General features: G+C 66.7%; 12 protein-coding genes and 1 pseudogene. 6 read left to right on the forward strand and 7 right to left on the reverse strand.

Annotated elements, in window-relative coordinates:
- Positions 1–385 precede the first annotated feature (385 nt).
- A complete protein-coding gene (locus tag DK26_RS20950) occupies positions 386–6859 on the forward strand; it encodes an autotransporter outer membrane beta-barrel domain-containing protein (RefSeq protein WP_157089770.1) in 6474 nt (2157 codons plus the stop codon).
- 249 nt (positions 6860–7108) lie between these two features.
- A pseudogene (locus DK26_RS28675) lies at positions 7109–7416 on the forward strand (transposase); the annotation flags it as partial.
- Between the two features lie 64 nt (positions 7417–7480).
- Here DK26_RS28675 and gyrB read toward each other — a convergent pair.
- The 4 genes from gyrB to recQ form a co-directional block, all read right to left on the reverse strand.
- Positions 7481–9904: a DNA topoisomerase (ATP-hydrolyzing) subunit B gene (gyrB, locus tag DK26_RS20960; RefSeq protein ID WP_066476553.1), complete on the reverse strand. Its 2424-nt coding sequence runs from the start codon at positions 9902–9904 to the stop codon at positions 7481–7483.
- A gap of 201 nt (positions 9905–10105) precedes the next feature.
- Entirely contained in the window at positions 10106–10594 is a 489-nt protein-coding gene (locus tag DK26_RS20965; protein ID WP_066476554.1) for a T6SS effector amidase Tae4 family protein, read from the reverse strand.
- Positions 10591–10953, reverse strand: a complete 363-nt coding sequence (locus DK26_RS20970; RefSeq protein WP_066476557.1) for a Rap1a/Tai family immunity protein — start codon at positions 10951–10953, stop codon at positions 10591–10593. Before DK26_RS20970 ends, DK26_RS20965 begins: the two co-directional genes overlap by 4 nt.
- 127 nt (positions 10954–11080) lie before the next feature.
- Positions 11081–12919 (reverse strand): DNA helicase RecQ, encoded by a 1839-nt coding sequence (recQ, locus tag DK26_RS20975; protein ID WP_066476860.1) that lies wholly within the window; start codon positions 12917–12919, stop codon positions 11081–11083.
- A gap of 139 nt (positions 12920–13058) precedes the next feature.
- On the opposite strand from recQ, the gene DK26_RS20980 reads away from it, so the two are divergent.
- Positions 13059–13574, forward strand: a complete 516-nt coding sequence (locus tag DK26_RS20980) for a hypothetical protein (protein ID WP_066476558.1) — start codon at positions 13059–13061, stop codon at positions 13572–13574.
- A 24-nt stretch (positions 13575–13598) separates the two neighbouring features.
- Here DK26_RS20980 and DK26_RS20985 read toward each other — a convergent pair whose 3' ends face one another.
- The 3 genes from DK26_RS20985 to DK26_RS20995 form a co-directional block, all read right to left on the reverse strand.
- Entirely contained in the window at positions 13599–14159 is a 561-nt protein-coding gene (locus DK26_RS20985; protein WP_066476560.1) for an NADPH-dependent FMN reductase, read from the reverse strand.
- Between the two features lie 104 nt (positions 14160–14263).
- Complete coding sequence (locus DK26_RS20990; protein ID WP_157089771.1) at positions 14264–15076, reverse strand: rRNA adenine N-6-methyltransferase family protein; 813 nt, start codon at positions 15074–15076, stop codon at positions 14264–14266.
- A 124-nt stretch (positions 15077–15200) separates the two neighbouring features.
- A complete protein-coding gene (locus tag DK26_RS20995) occupies positions 15201–15962 on the reverse strand; it encodes a Crp/Fnr family transcriptional regulator (RefSeq protein WP_248310059.1) in 762 nt (253 codons plus the stop codon).
- Positions 15963–16158: 196 nt separating this feature from the next.
- Here DK26_RS20995 and DK26_RS21000 point away from each other — a divergent pair, with 196 nt between their 5' ends.
- The 3 genes from DK26_RS21000 to DK26_RS21010 all read left to right on the forward strand — a co-directional run bounded on the left by DK26_RS21000 (position 16159) and on the right by DK26_RS21010 (position 19390).
- Positions 16159–17979, forward strand: coding sequence for an ABC transporter ATP-binding protein/permease (locus tag DK26_RS21000; RefSeq protein ID WP_066476565.1), 1821 nt, complete (start codon positions 16159–16161; stop codon positions 17977–17979).
- Between the two features lie 98 nt (positions 17980–18077).
- Positions 18078–18353 carry a hypothetical protein gene (locus DK26_RS21005; RefSeq protein WP_066476568.1) on the forward strand — a complete coding sequence of 92 codons (276 nt, stop codon included), beginning with the start codon at positions 18078–18080 and terminating at the stop codon, positions 18351–18353.
- Between the two features lie 152 nt (positions 18354–18505).
- Entirely contained in the window at positions 18506–19390 is an 885-nt protein-coding gene (locus tag DK26_RS21010; RefSeq protein ID WP_066476571.1) for a transglutaminase family protein, read from the forward strand.
- The last annotated feature ends 2 nt before the right edge of the window (positions 19391–19392 follow it).

Raw genomic sequence — 19392 nt, forward strand, 5'->3', positions numbered from 1 at the left:
GCCACGATGCGGCGGCCACTCAGCCGTGGAAATGCCAGTTCATCGGCTGGATCGGTCGTTTCATCGAATCGGACAAGCGCGGCTCGGCGCAACGATATTAGGATTCTGGCCGAGCGGTTAATGTTTCGTGTCCGTCCGAAGGCCGGGTAGCAGCTTCCCACCGATGCACGCGACCGGCGTTTCCGCCGCGCCTTAGGGAAACCGCGGGGCCGTGGCGGGAAGTCCGGTGTGTTGCGTCGAGGAGCTGCGAGCATCCTGCCAAGGCGCCGCCTTGTCGCATGGGGACGATTTCCGATGGGACGGATGGTGCCGGGCGCCGAGCCGCCAAGGATAGCTAGGATACAGCGGGCGCGCGTAAACCGAATGCTCATGGAGGAGTGACTGGATGAGGCGCTTCGTCGGGCCAATGGCCCTTTCCGTGATTGCCGCCTGGCAACCCACGAGCGCGTTTGCCCAGACCATGTACACGGCCCCTGTCGCGCTCGACCCCACGGCTGCCGTGGGCGGCCAGAGTACCTTTACGATCTCGAGCCTTCCTCCTGGCGACTGGTTCGCGGCTGGCTTCTATCAGGACTATGTGAACGGGACGGCGCTGGACCTGACGACATCCAATGCGTCGGTGGCAGTCAACCTGAATGGCCTGTCCAGCATTGTTGTGCCTATGCAGGCGATTTACCAGCTCAGCTCCAACACTTATGCGGGTAGCCAGCCTGGCCGGATCTCTACGAGCATCAGCAACAGCACCATAGGAGTCACCTTTGAGCCGTCGGCGATGCTGACCGGCAACTATTCGGTGACCGGCGTCAACCTGGAAACGAGCGGTAGCAACGGCGCAACCTCATCGGCTGGCGCGGCCGCTGGCGGCATAGGTTTCAATCTCAGCAACAGCACGATCACGGTCAATGCAACCGTTGCCGGGCAAGGCGCTGTCGTAGGCGTTTTGTCGCAAGGCGGCGCCGGAGGGACCGGTCAGGAGAAATCAGCCGGCGGCCATGGCGGCACAGCGGGAGTGATCACCGGGGCCGTATCCGACGTGACCCTCTACGGCACCGGCCAGGGCGTCGGGGGCCTCGTCGTCAGCCAGATCGGCGGCGCCGGTGGAAATGGCCTGGCCAACGAGCAGTTCAGCAGCGGCGGCGCCGGCGCCGATGCCTCGGGCATGTATATTCTGTTCAGCAGCTCCGGCCGGGGCAGCTCGATCATGACGTCGGGCGACAGCGCGCCGGGCATCGCGATGCTGGCGCGCGGGGGAAATGGCGGCATCGGTTCCGACCACGATGGCGAGCTTTCCATCAACGAGACGGGGAGTTACGGCGGCAACGGTGGCTCCGTTCTGTCGATCGCCGATCCCACTGGGGCCTCCAACAGCATTTCATTTCGGAGCTGCACGCCGAATCTGAGTTGCACCGGGCCCCTGTCGGTCTCCACGAGCGGACAGAATGCCTATGGCATCCACCTGGCCGCCACGGCCGGGAATGGCGGGAACAGCGGCAATATCTCCGCGATGGGCGGCCTCTCGCCCGGCATTCCCGGGGTCGGAGGAACGACAGGCTCCGTCTCACTCGAACTGTTTCCGAATGCGACGATCAAGACGACTGGAAATGGCGCGAGTGCAATCCTGGCGCAGGCCCAGGGCGGCAATGGCGGTACGAGCGGCGGGGTCTACCAGGACAGTGGCAACGCCAGCACGGCGCCGGGCGGCCAGGGCGGCACCGGCGGCAATGTCTGGATCTACCTCCACGACCAGGTCAGCCTGAGCACGACGGGTGCATCGGCCGACGGCGTCACGGCTCGCAGCGTCGGCGGTCTCGGCGGTTCGGTTGGGGAGGCCGCCGGCGGTATCGGCGTCGCCAACGGCGCGAACGGCGGCAATGGCGGCGGGGCCATCGGCATCAACATCACGACCGCCGCGACGATCCGCACGGCAGGCTCGACCTCCCGCGGCATTCTCGCCCAGGTGATTTCGGGCATGGGCGGCAATGGCGGCGACACCGGCGCGCTTTTCTCCAGCCAGTCCGGCGGACCGGGGGTAAGCGGCTCCGTCGGCGAGATCCAGCTCACCAACAGCGGCGCGATCACCACCACCGGCTCTTATTCCCAAGGCATACTCGCCCAGTCGATTTCCGGCGGAGGCGGCGCCGGCGGCAGCGCGACCGGCAGCCTGTTCTATGACCAGGGCGGCGGCGGCGCCGAGAACAGCAACGCTGGCGTCATCCTCCTTACGAACAGCGGTTCGATCACCACCTCGGGCGAAGCCGCCATGGCTATCGTCGGCCAGTCGGTCGGCGGCGGCGGTGGCATGGGTGGAACCGCCGGTGGCGTCTTCTATTCCTCCGCCGGACAGGGCGGCATGGGCGGGGCCGGTGGAAACGTCACCTTCACCCTGTCCGGCACGCTCGCGACACATGGCTTACTGGCGCACGGGGCGGTTGCCCAGTCGATTGGCGGCGGCGGCGGCGCTGGCGGCAACAGCTATTCGAATTCCGCCTCCGTAGCCTACAGCGTCGGCGGAGCGGGCGGCTCTGGCGGCGTGGGCGGAGCCGTGGCGCTCAATGCCACGGACTTCTCCGCCACAACGGGCGGGGCCGGCGCCATTGGCCTTGTCGCTCAATCGGTGGGCGGCGGTGGCGGCTCCGGAGGCGCAGGCTACGCAACGAGCGTCGGCGCTGCCTTCAGTGCGGCCGCCAGCCTCGGCGGCTCCGGAGGTTCAGGCGGCGCCGGTGGTTCCGCATCGGTGACGCTCACCAGTTCCAGCGTCAAAACCGGTGTGGGCGGCAACGCGTTCGATGCCCATGGCGTCGTGGTTCAGTCGATCGGCGGCGGCGGCGGCAATGGCGGCGGCGCCTCCGCCAATGCCGTGGCGACCTCCATGCCGATTCCCGCGGAAGCTGGTCCCTCATCATCGTTCACGATCACGGCCGCCTACGCTGTCGGCGGCTCCGGCGGCAATGGCGGCAGCGCTTCGAACGCGTCGCTGGCGATCAACGGCTCGACCATTGGCACGCTGGGTGACGGCGCCCATGGCGCGGTCGTTCAGTCGATCGGCGGTGGCGGCGGCAATGGCGGCGATAGCTCGGCGATGACCGCGTCCTTCGGCTACGGGTTTACGCAGATCCTGCCCGACGACACCATCAGCTCTCAGTCGGTTTCAGCGACGCTGGCAGTCGGAGGGGCATGCACCAGCGGTTCATCATGCAGCGGAGGAAATGGTGCGTCCGCGCAATTCACACTTGGGCGAGGCAACGGCTTGCCGGCGCCCGTCATCACGACCGCAGGCCATCTCGCTGCCGGCGTCGTAGTCCAGTCTGTCGGCGGTGGTGGCGGCAATGCCGGTGTCGGTAACGCCAGAACCAATTCCTACGGGATAGACAGCACCTACAGTCTGACCATGAACATCGGCGCCCAGGGAGGCTCTGGTGGCAATGGCGGCAGTGCAAGCGCCTCGACGACTTCGAGCGGCTCCATCAGCACCTCGGGGGAAAGTGCCCCAGGCCTCGTCGTACAATCGATCGGCGGCGGCGGTGGCATCGGCTCGGGCGGCTCGGGCAGCGTCGAAGGGCTTCTCAATTGGGCCCAGAGCGTCATTGATGGCGGCGGCTCGGAGCCGCCGTCCATCAAGCTCAATCCCAATGTCAATGTAGGCGCCAAGAACGGCAGCGGAGGCTCTGCCGGGTCGGCCAATGTTTCTCAGTACGCCGCTATCACGACCCGTGGGAATGATGCGCCCGGCACCGTCGCTCAGTCGATTGGCGGTGGCGGCGGCATCGGCGGCTCGGCCGGAACGCCGACGAGTGTCTATCTGTCCCCGCCGACGAGCAGCGCTTGGAACGGTGTCCCCTCCGTCGACGTCAATCTTCGGCTGAATGTCGGCGGCAACGCCATCTCGGGTGGCAACGCCGGAACGGTGACGGTGACGCATGGCGGCACCACTGCGACTTCAGGTGATTATTCGCACGGTGTGCTCGCCCAGAGCATCGGCGGCGGCGGCGGCCGCGGCGCCGTCGCCTATGTCAATAACCAGTCCCAGAACGCGATGGCGGGCCTCGTCACATCCATGATCGGGGCGAAGGTTCTCGTCGGCGGACAGAGCGCCGCCGGCAGCGAGCGGTTCGGCGGAGCCGTGACGGTTCGACTGGACGGCGGCAGGATCAGCACGGGGGCGGCGACCGGCGCCCAGCCGGCATCCGGCTTTCAATCCTATGGCATCCTCGCCCAGAGCATCTCTGGCGGCGGCGGCACCGGCGTCGATGCATCGTTCGATCCCAATGGCGAGTATGCACTGGGTGGCAACGACCTCGGAACGGTCAGGGAGGACGGTAACGGGTTCCTCGTCAGGATCGAAACCTCCGGTGTACCTACATCGATCACGACCACCGGCCAGGCGGGCCACGGCGTCGTCGCACAATCGATCGGCGCAGGCGGCGGCATCATCGGCATCGGTTCCAGCGCCAATCCCGGTCACTACAGCGGAACAATGCAGATCGATCTCGGCGGCGCTGGTTCATATGGCGATGGCGGCCCGGTCAATCTGTCCCCCCCGGACGTCACGACTTCAGGTGCCGGCGCGTTCGGCGTCCTGGCCCAGAGCATCGGCGGCGGTGGTGGCATCGTCGAGACCAGTTCAAGCGGCGCAATCACGCTAGCAAAAATCGGAACTCTCACTGGCGGCGGAGACGGCGGAGCGGTGTCGGTCTTCCCCCGCAGCATCGCGACCAGTGGCGTCGGCAGTCATGGCATCGTCGCGCAATCCATTGGCGGCGGCGGCGGCCTGTTCAGCAACTATGGCACTGGCCAGACGCCGGCGCTCACCACGACCATGCCCGTTCCCGGCAGCTTGTTCAGCTACGGCAATGGGGGCCCGGTAACCGTCGCGACATCGACGGATGTCGTCGTCACCGGCGCTGGCGCGTTCGGCATTCTGGCGCAGAGCATCGGTGGCGGCGGTGGCCTCGTTGCTGCGAGCGGTTTGGTCTATGCGGGGTCCACCAGCGGCTCGAACGCCCCCTATCTTGGCGGCACGGTCACCATCACGGCCCAGGGATCGGTGACGGCCTCGGGGGACAATGGAATCGGCATATTCGCCCAGAGCGACGGACCCGGCGGTGGCGGCGACATTTCCATCACGCTGGGCGCCAACACGCCCGGCGTTGTACCGGGCGGATTCGTATCCGGTGGCAGCGGGGCGCAGGGCGCAGGCATCGTGCTTGCGGGCGGCCGCAACAATCTGGTCACGGTCGGGCAGGGTTCCTGGGTATGGGCCGCGTCGGGTACCGCGATCCGGCAAGTCGGCTCCCGCCCTGTCAACGTCGCCAATTACGGCACGGTCTATGGCAACACCTGGCTCAATGGCGGCAGTTTCACGAGCGGCTATCAGGTTGGCGGCAGTCCGTCTCCCGCAACGGCCGGCACGCTGACAAACTTCGCCGTGATCGCTCCGATGCCGGGCCAGCGTTCGACTATCGACGGTCATTTCATTCAGATGGCGAGCGGGCGCATCGCGCCACATCTCGACTACAGCAATCTGCGCAGCGGCAGCCACATCGTCACCGGTAATGCAAACCTCGCCGGCAGCATTCAGCCGACGCTCGCAACGGCGATGCCGAATATCTTCCTGCCAGCATTCCAGGTGAACGGCACTGTCACCGGCGCGCTCACTGCACCCGACAGTCCCTTGTTTTCCTACACGCTGCGGGAAACGGCGCAGAAATACGACATCGCCATCACGGGGGCTCATTTCAACGTACCGCGGTTTGGGCTGACTGCGCATCAGGCCGGCCTCGCGAACGCCCTGCAGAACATGTTCTTTCAGGGAAAGCCACAGCTCGGAACATTTTACGCCGGTCTCGACAACGTAGCTGGCCAGGGGGCGGCACCCTATCGCAGTGCACTTGCGAACCTGGCGCCACGAAGCGCCATGACGCTGTTCGCGCACGCCTCCGCCAACGCCACGCGCATCGCCGACGCCTCGATGAGCTGCCCGAAATTTGGCGCCGCCGGCGTCGGCGTCGGCGCGCACGCCTTTCTCACCGAAGGGGAGTGCGCCTATGTGACGACGCGAGGACAGCGGGCGACGCTCAGCGGCGATCAGGACCGAGGTCGGGCGACCCTTGATTCCGCCGCGTGGCAGATCGGCGGCCAGGGCAAGATCGGCGAAGGCCTGCTGCTCGGCGGCTCGCTGGCCTATCAGGCGGACTGGTTCAGCGGACGCGACGGCGTATCGGCGCAGGGGGCGAGCCTGCAGGCCGCAGTGACCCTGAAGTACCAGACCGGGCCATGGTTGCTGACCGGCGCGCTGTTCGGCAGCTTCGGAGAATACGAGGTCAAACGGCGTGTGCTGGCGCCGACCCTCGCAGCTATTGCCGGAGCCGATGCCGGCTTCTATGCGGCGGGCCTGCGCGCCCGCATCGCCTATACCTTTGGCGGCGAGGGCTTCTATGTGCGGCCTTACCTGAACCTCGACCTGGTGCACTCCCGTAATGGCTCGTTCGTGGAAAGCAGCATTGGCGAGCTTGGCCTGCGCGTCGATGGCGGTCTGTACAACACCGCGATCCTGACGCCCGCCATAGAATTCGGCGGCCGTCTCGACCTGTCGAACGGCACGGTGCTGCGCTCATTCGTGTCAGCCGGGATCAGCCTGCGCTCGAACGATACATGGACCGGCCATGCCGGTTTCAACGGTGACTTCAGCCGGCAGCGTTTCGCCATGAGCGCGGCGCTGGATCAGACTGCCGCGCGCGTCAGCGCTGGCCTGCAACTCTTCCGGAATGAAGCCATCGACGTAAGGCTGCAGTACGATGGCGAATATGGCTCCGAAACCATAAAACATGGCGCTACCGCGAGCTTTTCTTACCGTTTTTAGGTGATCCGGAGACAGAGGCACGGCCCGCCAGAAGTCCTGAAAGCGTTCGAGGCACCGCGCGAAAACGTAACATCGGACACACTGAGAGAATGACTTCAAGGGTGTCGGCTCCGACGCCGGTCGCCTGGTTCGCCTCATGGCCGCGTGACCAAGTTTAGAAGCCTGTCTGCCTTAAGCGGACCTTCCCAAGGTCGGCAATGGGTCGATATCGTTGAAGAAGATCGATGTTTCTGTGCCCGGGAAGTCCTGATTCAGTCGTCGGGCGGAGCGCGGCGTGATGATGGGCGGCTGGCGCAGAAGGCACTCTTCCAAGAGCTCAGCCTGAAGCGCCACGTCGCAGCTGATCATTGGGCGCGCGGCGCGCATCTACGTCCCTTCTACAGCGAGATCGGCCGGCTCTCTGTCGATCCTGAGCTGATGCTGGGATGCTGCTCCTCGGCTATTGCTCAGAGCGGCTCCTGTGCGGGGAGGTCCATCTAAACCTCGCCCGCCGCTGGTTCCGTCGGCTCGGGCTGCGGGGCTATGTGCGCGATCACTCGACCTTCTCGAAGAACCGCTCGCGGGCATCAATCGCGACACGATCACCTTCCTGGAGAAGGATGGACCCTCACAATCCGCGGCTCAGGTATCGACGTTCGCGTTCAGGGCGTTGGCCTGGATGAACTCGCGACGCGGCTCGACCACGTCGCCCATCAGCTTGACGAAGAGATCGTCCGCCTCGTCGTTCTGGTCGTTCTTGACGCGCAGCAGCGAGCGCACGTCGCGGTCGAGCGTCGTCTCCCAGAGCTGATCCGGATTCATCTCGCCGAGGCCCTTGTAGCGCTGCAGCGAGACGCCCTTCTTGCCGATGGCGTTGACCGCCTCGAACAGGTCGCTCGGGCCGTTAACGGTGTGGTCGTCGCCCTTGCGGCTGAGGACGCCAGGCTTCGAATAGGCCTCCCGCAACGACGCTGCGGCTCCGTCGAGGCGGCGCGCCTCGGCGCTGGCGAGCAGCCCGGCATCGAGCGTCGCCACCTGCTTCACGCCGCGCACCAGCCGCGAGAAGACGAAGCCGCCATCGGCGACCTTGCCTTCCCAGCCGCGTTCGATCTCGTCGGAGACCGCGTCGAGCCGGCGTGCGACATAAGATGCGGCCTCTGTCAGTTCGGCCTCGCTCTGGCCGTCCTGCGGGCGCAGCGCGCCGGCGATCGCGGTCTGCTCGACGACGCGCCGGTCATAGCGCGAATGCAGCTGTGACAGGGTATGGCGCACGTTGCGCGCTTCCTCGATCAGGGCGCGCAGGTCGGGGCCGGCGCGCTCGCTGCCGTCGCCGATGCGGAAGACGGCGCCGTCGAGCGCGGAGTCGACGAGGTAGTCCTCGAGCGCCCGTTCGTCCTTGAGATAGGTCTGCGACTTCCCCCGGGCCGCCTTGTAGAGCGGCGGCTGGGCGATGAAGAGATGGCCGCGCTCGATCACCTCCGGCATCTGCCGGTAGAAGAAGGTCAGCAGCAGCGTGCGGATATGGGCGCCGTCGACGTCGGCGTCCGTCATGATGATGATCTTGTGGTAGCGCAGCTTCTCGATGTTGAACTCCTCGCGGCCGATGCCGGCGCCGAGCGCTGTGATCAGCGTGCCGACCTGGTCGGAGGAGAGCATCTTGTCGAAGCGGGCGCGCTCGACGTTGAGGATCTTGCCGCGCAGCGGCAGGACGGCCTGGTATTCGCGGGCGCGGCCCTGCTTGGCCGAGCCGCCGGCCGAGTCACCCTCGACGATGAAGAGTTCGGACTTGGCGGGGTCGCGCTCCTGGCAGTCCGCGAGCTTGCCTGGGAGAGACGCGATATCGAGCGCGCCCTTGCGGCGGGTGAGGTCGCGGGCCTTGCGGGCGGCCTCGCGCGCCGCGGCAGCTTCCGCCACTTTGCCGACGATCGTCTTGGCCTCGTTCGGATGCTCTTCCAGCCAGGTCGAGAGGGCCTGGTTGACGACGTTCTCGACCACCGGGCGGACTTCCGAGGAAACCAGCTTGTCCTTGGTCTGCGAGGAGAATTTCGGATCGGGAACCTTGACCGAGACGATCGCGGTCAGGCCCTCGCGGCAATCATCGCCGGTGAGCGAGACCTTCTCCTTCTTCGAGATGCCGGAGGTCTCGGCATAGCCGGTGACCTGGCGGGTCAAGGCGGCGCGGAAGCCGGCGAGATGGGTGCCGCCGTCGCGCTGCGGGATGTTGTTGGTGAAGCAGAGCACGTTCTCGTGGTAGCTGTCGTTCCACCAGAGCGCGACATCGACCGTGATCCCGTCCTTCTCGGAGGAGAGCATGATCGGCTTGTCGATCACCGGTGACTTGGCCCGGTCGAGATAGCGTACGAAGGCTTCGACGCCGCCGTCATACATCAGCTCTTCGCGCACCACCTCGGCATGGCGCGCATCGGTCAGGACGATGCGCACGCCCGAGTTCAGGAAGGCGAGCTCGCGCAGCCGGTGCTCCAGTGTCTTGTAGTCGAACTCCACCATGGTGAAGGTCTCTTGCGACGGCAGGAAGGTCACCTCCGTGCCGCGCTTGTCACCGGCCGGGCCGACGACGACGAGCGGCGCCACCGCCTCGCCATGGCGGAACTCGATGAAATGCTCGTTGCCGCCGCGCCAGATGCGCAGCTTCAGCGAGACCGAGAGCGCGTTGACGACGGAGACGCCGACGCCGTGCAGGCCGCCGGAGACCTTGTAGGAGTTCTGGTCGAACTTACCGCCGGCATGGAGCTGGGTCATGATGACCTCGGCCGCCGAGATGCCTTCCTCGCTGTGGATATCGGTCGGGATGCCGCGGCCATTGTCGCTGACCGTGACCGAGCCGTCGGCATTCAACGTCACCGTGACGAGGTCGGCATGGCCGGCGAGGGCCTCGTCGATGGCGTTGTCGACGACCTCGTAGACCATGTGGTGCAGGCCGGAGCCGTCATCGGTGTCGCCGATATACATGCCGGGGCGCTTGCGGACGGCATCCAGGCCTTTGAGAACCTTGATGGAATCGGCGCCATAGGCGGCGTCCTCGAGGTCGCGGGCGGCATCGCTCATGTCGGGGTCCTTCGGCGGGCGAGCAGGCGCCCGCGATGATCTTGATTCGTCTGGAGAATATAGGGGTTCAGGATGGCTTTTTCACGTGCGCGTGCGTACGCGAAGCCGGGGCCGCTGCCAACATTGACGCGATGGGGCGGCAACCCATCGACGGCGGGGCGACAATGCGGCCCGGCCGCAGGCTTTGCTACGCCGGCTGCCTCAGTCGAGCGCCCAGAACCAGACCTGCTTGCAGTCGAAATAGCAGTACGAGTTGCACAGGGGGCCTACCGCGTCGTGCTCGAGCACATCGATATGCCCGCCGCCATATCCGGTCACTCGGTCGAAGAAGACTGCCCCCTTCTTGCCCAGCAGGCCCGCTGGCGCCTGCTTCGCGTCGAGAACGAGCGGCCTGCCGAAGGCTCTTCTCAGGGCAAGCTGATCGGCCAGCCTTTTGGCTCCGGGTTCGATCTTCCTGCCTTTGAATTTGCCGGCCTTGATGCTGAGGCGGCCGGTGAAGGGGACGTTGCATTTGAGCAGCGTCAGGCTCACCCGCGTTGCGCAGGTGTTCTTGTAGGAGATGTTCTCCTTAACAAGCCTGTCGAAGTCGATCCCGATTTCGCCGTAGACGTCCTCCGATGACATGTAGCCATCTTTTCCGGGTTCGTTGGTGTAGTGGTTCTTTTTGAAGGTCAGGAATTCCGGCTTCATTTCATGGCCTTGCATGGAAATGAGGTTGCGAGGGCCTCTTTGATCAGGCTTGAGGCTGGCTCCTGCATCCGCGAAGTCGGTTGTTTCTTCAGATACTCGAAAACGAACTCCCTGACGGTGACCGTCTTGATCTTGCTCGCGTCGCACCAGATCGTGCCGCTGGTTTCCCCGCTGATGCGGAACAGATAGGTCTCGGCGATCTTTTTGTCGTCTCGATTCGGCGAGACGAGACGCTGCAGAAACGCATCCGTCGCAAGCTCCGTCTCTTCCGCAGTCGCAGGCTGTGCAAGGCTGCAGCCGCAGACGATGACTGCTGCGAGCCAGGTTAAGCGTTTCTCTCTGGCGGTCGGAGAAACCATGGCGTCCGCTTCACGATGCGATCGCAAAATCCCATGATTGTCCCGACAAGGCAATCAGGTGGTCGGCGCGTGCCGCGCGGCGCCAAACTCCCGCTGGTTCCGCGCCACGCCTCCCGCGCGGCGGTCGCTATCCGGCAAAGGTCGAGATGGCGTCGAGGAAGACCTCGCCATATTGGCTGAGCTTGCGTTCGCCGACGCCCTCGATGCCGCGCATCTCCTCGAGGCCGAGCGGCCGCTCGCGCGCCATCGCGATCAACGTCCGATCGGTGAAGATGATGTAGGCGGCGACGCCTTCCTCGCGGGCGAGGGTGAGCCTGAGCTGGCGCAGATGCTCGAACAGCGCGGCGGTCTCGCCGTCGAGCCCGTCGGCTCGGGCCGCCTCGCGCGCGCCGCGCCGTGCCCGGCGCTCGGCATGCGGATCGACCCTGAGCGCGATCGGCTCGCGCCCGAACAGGATATCCTCGCCTTTCTCCGTCAGGCAGAAGCCGCCATGCTCGACGCTGGCTTCGGCGAGCGCCCCGGCGGCGAAGAGCTTGCGCGTCAGCGCCGTCCAGGCGCTCTTCGGCTTGTCGGCGCCGACGCCGAAGGTCTTCAGCCCGTCATGGTTCTGGCGGCGGATCGCCTCGGTTGCCGAGCCGGTCAGGATGTCGGCGAGATGGGCCGCGCCGAAGCGCTGGCCGGAGCGCGCGACCGCGGACAGCAGCTTTCGCGAATCGAGCGTGGCATCGGCGAGTTCCGGCGCCTCGGGGCCGCAGAGATCGCAGCGGAACGGCGCGTTGCCATGGCGGCAGGGTGGGGTGTCCTCCCCAAAGTAGGAGAGCAGCGCGCTGCGCCGGCAGAGCGCGGATTCGCACAGGTCGATCATCGCGTTGAGGCGCTTGTGCTCGATCCGGCGGCGCTCGTCGTCGATCGCCTTCTCGTCGATCTGGCGGCGGCGCAACGCCATGTCGTCGACGCCGTAGAGCGTCAGCGTGTCGGCCGGCAGCCCGTCGCGCCCGGCGCGGCCGATCTCCTGGTAATAGCCCTCGATCGAGCCCGGCATGTCGGCATGGACGACGAAGCGGACGTCGGGCTTGTTGATGCCCATGCCGAAGGCGATGGTGGCGCAGACGACGACGCCGTCCTCCTGCAGGAAGATGTCCTGGTTGCGGTTGCGCTCGGCCTGTTCCAGCCCGGCATGGTAGGCATAGGCCTTGTAGCCCTTTTCCCGCAGCCCCTCCGCCAGCCGCTCGGTGCGCCCGCGCGACGAGCAGTAGACGATGCCCGAGCCGCCGCGATGAACCTTGAGGAAATCGGCGATCTGTCGGCGCGGCTGGTCCTTCGGCGCGAAGGCGAGCTTCAGGTTCGGCCGGTCGAAGGAATGCACCACCATATGCGGCGGCTGCGGGAAGAGCTGCTGGGCGATGTCGTCTCGCGTCTGGCGGTCCGCGGTAGCCGTCAGCGCCGTGACCGGGACATTGCCGAGCGCCTCGCGAACCTTGGAGAGCAGGCGGTATTCGGGGCGGAAGTCATGGCCCCATTGCGAGACGCAATGCGCCTCGTCGATGGCGAGGCGGGTCACGCCGAGCCGGCGCAGGCGCCCGACCAGTCCCTCTCCGGCGAGGCGCTCCGGCGAAACGAAGAGTAGCCGTAGCTCGCCGGCATTGAGCCGGTCCCAGGCGGTCGCCGCCTCCTCCTCGCTGTTCATCGAGTTGAGCGAGGCGGCGGATACGCCTGCCCGTACCAGTTGGCCGACCTGGTCGCGCATCAGCGCGATCAGCGGCGAGACGACCAGGGTCAGCCCGCCTGCGACCAATGCCGGCAGCTGGTAGCACATCGACTTGCCCGAGCCGGTAGGCATCACCGCGAAGACGTCGCCGCCGGCGAGTGCGGCTTCGATCACCTCCCATTGCCCGGGACGGAAATCGTCATAGCCGAAGACCGACTTCAGGATCGCGCGGGCTTTTGATTCGCTGGGCGACGACATGGCCCGGATGTGCCGGATTTGACGGCGGAAGGCCAGCCATGGTGCGAAATCATCCCCGACCACGGCAAGGCTCGCTTGATCGGCGGCCGGCTGCGCGCGACGCTGTTGGCTGCTGCGAGCCGCGTCGGGAGAGCCAGCCATGCGCCTTGCCTTCGCCTTGATCCCTTTGCTCGCGGCTGCGGCGGCCCATGCCCGCCCGCTCGAGCGCGAATTGCCGCCGCGCAAGAACACCTGCTGGGAGCGCAGCTATGATGCGGCCCATCTCGCGGCGCATCCGCGCCAGAAGGTCGCGAAGATCCGCCTGCTGCACAGCCCGGAAAACTGGCAGCCGGGCGAGGGCGGTAGCGTCTACGTCATGCTCCACATCAATCTGCGCGAGCGCGTGAAGCCAGGCCAGGCCTTCGACTATCAGCTCGGCGGCTTCTGCCGTGCTGCCGGGCAGGGCCTGCTCTGCCGGCCGGAATGGGATGCGGGCAGCTGGCGGATCGAGCGTGGCCCGAACGGGGCGCTCGACATCCGCAATGCCGGGATCACCGCCAATCCCGATCCCTATGATGCCGAGGAGATCGCCGACGGCGCGGCGCGCATTCCGGCGAAGCCCGATGACGGGATCTGGCGGCTGTCACCGGCAGCCGGACCGTGCCGGCTGGAATAGCCCTTCTTCGCCCGACCTTGTGGGTCAGGGATGCATAGCGGTGACCTTGATCAGCCGCGCGACGACCTTGTCGAGGAAGCCGGCGGTACGCCGGTCGCTGAGCTCGCCATCCTCGCCATAGGCCTTGTCGGCGCCGGCGACGGCGAGCATTTCCGGCACGAGCAGCGCGCCGAAGCCGAGCTCGAGCACGGTGCGCAGCTGTGTCAGGCAGCGATAGGTGCCGAGCGAGCCGGCAGAGGCGCCGCCCAGCGCCACGACCTTGCCGCGTAGGCCCGGCCCGCCCTTGCGGACGATGCTGATCCAGTCGAGCGCATTCTTCAGCGCCGGCGGGTAGCCGGCATTGTATTCGGGGCTGACGATGAAGAGCCCGTCATGCGCCTCGACGAGCGCGGCGAGCGCCTTCGCCTCCGCTGGCGGGTCGTTGTCGAAGGCGCGGGCGTCGACCAGCGGCAGCGGATAGTCGCCGAGCGAGATCTGCGTCACCTCGGCGCCCGTCGCCGCGAGCTTCTTGGCCACCAGCGTCGCGAGCCGCGTGTTCATCGAGCCCGGCCGCCAGGAGCCGGCGAAAACGAGGATCTTTGGCATGATGGGCTCCGGCAGATGCGACAGGACAAGTGCGCTGGACGGCGCGACTGCCGTCAGCTTGCCCTCGCCATGCGATGGAAGGAAGACTCAGGACCCGCGAAACCTCAGGGCTTGGCGCGGCGATAGACCCAGACCCGCGCCGGCGGGATGTTGCGCAGCACCCAATCGGAGACCTGGGACTTCAGCCCCGAGCCCTTGCGCGTGATCGGCGAGACCATCGCATAGGTGAACTGGATGAAGGGCGCCCCGGGCTGGAGCACATTGTCGAAGGCGTCGTTGACCAGCGCCGAGCGCTCCACCGGCGGCCGGTTGAACAGCGGCAGGCTTGAGACGACCGCGCTCGCCTTCTCGCCGAGATGGCCTTCCAGCGTCTTCGACAGTGCGTAGGCGTCACCCTCGACGATGGTGGCGCGCGGGAAACGGCCGCGCAGCAGCTCGCAGAACTCGGGAGCGAACTCGACGAGCACCAGGCGGGATTCGTCGACGCCGCGGGAGATCAGCGCCTCGGTGACCGGTCCGGTGCCAGGGCCGATCTCGACCACCGGGCCTTGCGCCTCCGGGTCGACATAGGAGGCCATGCGCTTGGCGAGGAAGGGGCTGGACGGTGCGACGGCGCCGGTGCGGCCGGGCGAATCGATCCAGGACTTCAGGAAGCGGGCATCGTCGCCGAATTTGGCGCGCGCCTCGTCGGCGGCCTTGCGTACCCGGGTCTTCAGCTTGCCGGCGGTGTTGCGGACCTCGTCCTCGACCTTGTAGCGGGCTGCCGCCACGCGCAGCTTGGCCTGGGCGACGCTGTCGGCCAGCTCGGCGGCAGTCAGGCGCACCTCGTCCTCGAGCCGGGCTGCGACCGAGGACTGACCGAGCCGCGTGGCAAGGGAAGCGTTGCGCGGCCGCGAGCCGGGAGCGGGGTGGACCATAGGACCTCTGAGCGGCGCGTCGCGACCCGCTGCAGCGGGGCAGTGCGACAATGCGGTGACGTTACGCCGCTGTCATATGGGGTCAAGAGGCCTCGAATCCAGAGATTTCTTGGCGCGCCGCCGCTCAGATCAGCGGCCGCGGCCGGCGCTCGCTCTCGAAAAGCAGGGCGATGCGCTCGGTCAGGCGTGGGTTGAGCAGCTTCAGGCGCCCTCCCGAGAGGCTGAACAGCCCGGCCCGGCGCAGCCGCGACCAGGTCTTGCTGGTGTGGACCAGCGACAGGCCGAGCGCGTCGGCGAGATGCTGCTGGGTCAGTGGGAAGGCAAAACTGTCCTCGGAGACCAGCCCGAGAGCATCGGCGCGGCGATAGAGCGAGATCAGCAAGGCCGCGATTCGCTCCTGGGCGTTGCGCTGCCCGACCGAGGTCAGGTTCTCGTCGATCAGCGATTCCTCGCGCGAGCCGAGCCAGGCGAGCTCATAGGCGAGCGCGGGCATGCGGGCGAACAGCTCATAGGTGCGTCGGCGCGGGAAGACGCAGAGCTCGACCTCGGTCAGCGACTCGATGCCGTGTTGCGCGGCGCTCAGCAGCGAGGCCTGCAGGCCGACGAGATCGCCCGGCAAGAGGAAGTTGAGGATTTGGCGGCGGCCGTCCGGCAGTGATTTGTAGCGGAAGGCCCAGCCGGAGAAGAGCGTGTAGAGCTCGGCATCCTCCTGGCCGGGGTGGATGATGTCGGTTCCGGCCGGCAGCTGGCGATGGTCGAGCTTCATCGTCTGGATGAAGCGGACCTCTTCGTCCGGCTTGTCCTTGAAGGCGGGCTTGAGGCGCAAAGGGCAGGCGAGACAGGGCACGCCCGTCCGGTTTCGATTGGTCGTCGAGACCATGACCATGCGGTTCGCTTCCCTGCCTTTCAGTCTGCGATCCCATGCGATCTCGCCGGAGCGGCCGATCGCGTTTGTGCATCGCAATATCGTCGGCCTGCGACCGGAACTCTCGCTCTGGCTTCGCGTTTTCCTCTCTGCCGCGAAAGCCCTCTCTTAGCAATGTCGTAGGAGGGCTGGCGGCGGCGATCTGGAGCCCGGCCGCATGAATGACACCTCCACCGTGCCGCGGCGCTCGCGCATGCGGCAGTTCTTTCGCGTGGCATTGCGGTTCTGGACCGGCGAGAGCCGGCTGCGGGCCTGGCTTCTGACCCTCCTCGTACTGTTCTTCGTCGCCGCGCAGCTCGCGGCGGCCGTCGGCATCAATACCTGGAACCGCTTGTTTTTTGATGCGCTGGAGAAGCGGGATGTCGCCGCCGTCTGGTCGGCGATCGGTTGGCTGCCGCTGCTCGTCGCCGGCTCCGCACTCGCACTCTCCTGCCTGGTGATCAGCCGCATGACGCTGCAGGTGCGCTGGCGCGAATGGCTGACGCGCCATATCGCCGGCTGGTGGATCGCCGATCAGCGCTATTACCGGCTGCAATTCGTCGCGCGCGAGCAGTCGGCTCCCGAATACCGCATCGCCGATGATGTCCGGCTCGCCATCGAGCCCTTGGTCGAGTTCGCGATCGGTCTGATCAGCGCCGCGGTCACGGCGGCGACCTTCGCCGCGATCCTCTGGCACGTCGCCGGCTCGGCGCGCTTCACCTTCGGCGGCTCGGAAATCGTCATTCCCAGCTACATGGCGCTTGCCGCCGTGCTCTATGCGATCATCGCGTCGCTCGCCGCCTATTTCGCCGGCCGGCCTTTGGTGCCGCGCATCGCCGCCAAGAACGAGGCGGAGGCGCAGTTCCGGGCCGAGATGACGCGCCTTCGCGAGAATGCCGAGAGCATCGCCCTGATCAAGGGCGATGCCGACGAGCGCGACTCCGTCGGCGAGAATTATGGCCGCGTCGTCGCAGCCTGGCTCAAGGTCATCCGCCAGCAGGGCGTCATCGCCATCGTGCTCAACACCAATGGCGCGCTCTTCCCGATCGTGCCGCTGCTTCTGATCGCGCCAAAATTCCTGTCCGGGGAAATCACCCTGGGGGCAGTGATGCAGGTGGTCGCCGCCTTCAGCGCGGTACAGGCGGCGCTGATCTGGTTCGTCGACAATTTCGTCCGTCTTGCCGAATGGTTCGCCTCGGTCACGCGCGTCGACGAATTGGCCGAGACGCTGGAGGCGCTCGATATTGGCACGATCATGGAGGGCGAGACCCAGATCGCGCTGGGCGAGAGCGGCGACGGCGCCATCCATATCGAGAACCTCTCGCTCGCCCACAGCAATGGCCGCATCGTCATCGCCGATGCCTCGGTGGTGATCGAGCTCGGCGAGAAGGTGCTGATCACCGGCGAGAGCGGCACCGGCAAGAGCACCTTGATCCGGGCGCTCGCCGGCCTCTGGCCCTGGGGCTCGGGCTCGATCGAATTGCCGCAAGGCAAGCGTCTCGCCTTCGTGCCGCAGAAGCCCTACATGCCGATGGGTACTCTGCGAGACGTGCTGCTCTACCCCGAGGCCGAGAGCAGGGTCTCCGACGATGTCGTCGTGGCCGCGCTCCAGCGCTGCGGCCTCTCCTATCTCGCCAAGCGCCTCGACGAGGAGGAGCGCTGGGACCAGACGCTGTCCGGTGGCGAACGCCAGCGCGTCGCCTTCGCACGCCTGCTGATCCAGCAGCCCGACATCATCATCATGGACGAGGCGACCTCGGCGCTCGACGAGGACAGCCAGAACTCCCTGCTCGGCCTGCTCGAGGAGGAGCTCGCCGCGGCCACAGTGATCAGTGTCGGCCACCGGCCGGGGCTGGAGGACTTCCACGACCGCAAGATCACCCTGGAGAAGCGCCAGGCCGGCGCGCATCTGACCTCGAGACGCCTCGGCAAATCGCTCTGGCGGCTGTTCCGCGGCCGCTCTGCGGCCAACGACCCGGCCGTCGAAGAAAAAGTTTAGCTCGCCGCGATTTCGCCCCTGCTCGGAACAAAACCCTCCCGAACTGGTTGACAAGCCGAAGCCGCCGCGAGCGGTCCATGCGAATCGGGAGAGCGAAGATGACCACCGCCAGCCTTGCCCCCCTCAAGCGCGCTGCCACCTTCTTCGGCGCCATGGCGCTGGTCGTGACCGCGCTGACCACCGGCGCCGCGCTCCAGAACGGTGTCGGCGAGAGCTCGCAGGCGGTCGCCGAGGCCAAGATCCAGCGCGGCATTCCTTCCGACATTCAGCTCGCCGCCGTGAACCCGGCCGAGACCCGCCGCGACCTCGCCCATCGCGTGGTTCCGACCTCGCAGCAGGAAGCCCGCCTATCGGGCGGCACCGTCCTGCGCTGAGCGGGCCGAGGGAACCACAGTCCTTTTGCTGCGTAGTAGCAGCGAGCGCCGAAGCATGAAGCCGCCGCAAGGCGGCTTTTTCCGTTGTGGCGCGCGGTTGGCTTCGGGGCCGCTATTGTGGCGGCCGGGAGCGTCCTGCCCGGGGGACAGGCATGTATCTTCGCATCCGCCACGCCACGACTTATCGCTATGCCTGCCCGGTATCCTTCGGGCCGCACCGGCTGATGCTGCGCCCGCGCGATTCCTTCGACCTGCGCGTCATCGATGCCGTGATCACGATCTCGCCTGCGGCGAGTCTGCGCTGGATGCACGACGCCTATGGCAATCCGGTCGCCATGGCGAGCTTCACCGGCGAGGCCGAGACACTCGACATCGTCAGCGAGCTCGTCGTGCAGCGCTTCGGGCCGGCACTGCCGACCGCCGCGCTCGGGCCAGATCTCGAGAGCGGGGCGATCAGCTACAGCCCGGCCGAACGTGCGGTACTGCAACCCTATCTCGATCTCGCCGCCGCCGATCCGGACGGGGCGCTCGACGCCTGGCTCGAGACCTTCCGGGCCGGGATCGGGGAGGGGCACCTGCTGCGCGAGCTGGCGCACGCGCTCAACAGCAGCCTGAGCTATGCCGTGCGTTTCGACGAGGGCACGCAGCACCCGCTCGATACGCTGGCGGCGCAGTCCGGCTCATGTCGCGACTATGCCTGGCTTTTCATCGAGCTTGCCCGCCGGCTCGGCTTCGCCGCGCGCTTCGTCACCGGCTACATCCATGAGCGCTCGCCGGTCGACGAGACTTTGACCTCGCTGGTCGGGCTGACCCATGCCTGGGCCGATGTCTTCATTCCCGGCGATGGCTGGATCGAGTTCGACCCGACCAATGATCTCGTCGCCGACCGGCAGTTGTTGCGCGTAGCCGTCGCGCGGGTGCCGGAGGATGCCTCGCCGGTGGCCGGAAGCTATGTCGGTCCCGCCGGTTCGTTCCTCGGCCTCGCGGTCGGGGTCACAATCACGCCTGCCAGCGCGCCGGAGCCGGCCGCGGTCTGACC

Origin of the sequence: Allobosea sp. WAO, assembly GCF_001509835.1 — a bacterium.
Taxonomy (GTDB): domain Bacteria; phylum Pseudomonadota; class Alphaproteobacteria; order Rhizobiales; family Beijerinckiaceae; genus Allobosea.

Coding starts and splice junctions, on each gene's coding strand:
- DK26_RS20950 (WP_157089770.1), top strand. CDS start 386: ATGAGGCGCTTCGTCGGGCCAATGGCCCTTTCCGTGATTGCCGCCTGG.
- gyrB (WP_066476553.1), bottom strand. CDS start 9,904: ATGAGCGATGCCGCCCGCGACCTCGAGGACGCCGCCTATGGCGCCGAT.
- DK26_RS20965 (WP_066476554.1), bottom strand. CDS start 10,594: ATGAAGCCGGAATTCCTGACCTTCAAAAAGAACCACTACACCAACGAA.
- DK26_RS20970 (WP_066476557.1), bottom strand. CDS start 10,953: ATGGTTTCTCCGACCGCCAGAGAGAAACGCTTAACCTGGCTCGCAGCA.
- recQ (WP_066476860.1), bottom strand. CDS start 12,919: ATGTCGTCGCCCAGCGAATCAAAAGCCCGCGCGATCCTGAAGTCGGTC.
- DK26_RS20980 (WP_066476558.1), top strand. CDS start 13,059: ATGCGCCTTGCCTTCGCCTTGATCCCTTTGCTCGCGGCTGCGGCGGCC.
- DK26_RS20985 (WP_066476560.1), bottom strand. CDS start 14,159: ATGCCAAAGATCCTCGTTTTCGCCGGCTCCTGGCGGCCGGGCTCGATG.
- DK26_RS20990 (WP_157089771.1), bottom strand. CDS start 15,076: ATGGTCCACCCCGCTCCCGGCTCGCGGCCGCGCAACGCTTCCCTTGCC.
- DK26_RS20995 (WP_248310059.1), bottom strand. CDS start 15,962: ATGGTCATGGTCTCGACGACCAATCGAAACCGGACGGGCGTGCCCTGT.
- DK26_RS21000 (WP_066476565.1), top strand. CDS start 16,159: ATGAATGACACCTCCACCGTGCCGCGGCGCTCGCGCATGCGGCAGTTC.
- DK26_RS21005 (WP_066476568.1), top strand. CDS start 18,078: ATGACCACCGCCAGCCTTGCCCCCCTCAAGCGCGCTGCCACCTTCTTC.
- DK26_RS21010 (WP_066476571.1), top strand. CDS start 18,506: ATGTATCTTCGCATCCGCCACGCCACGACTTATCGCTATGCCTGCCCG.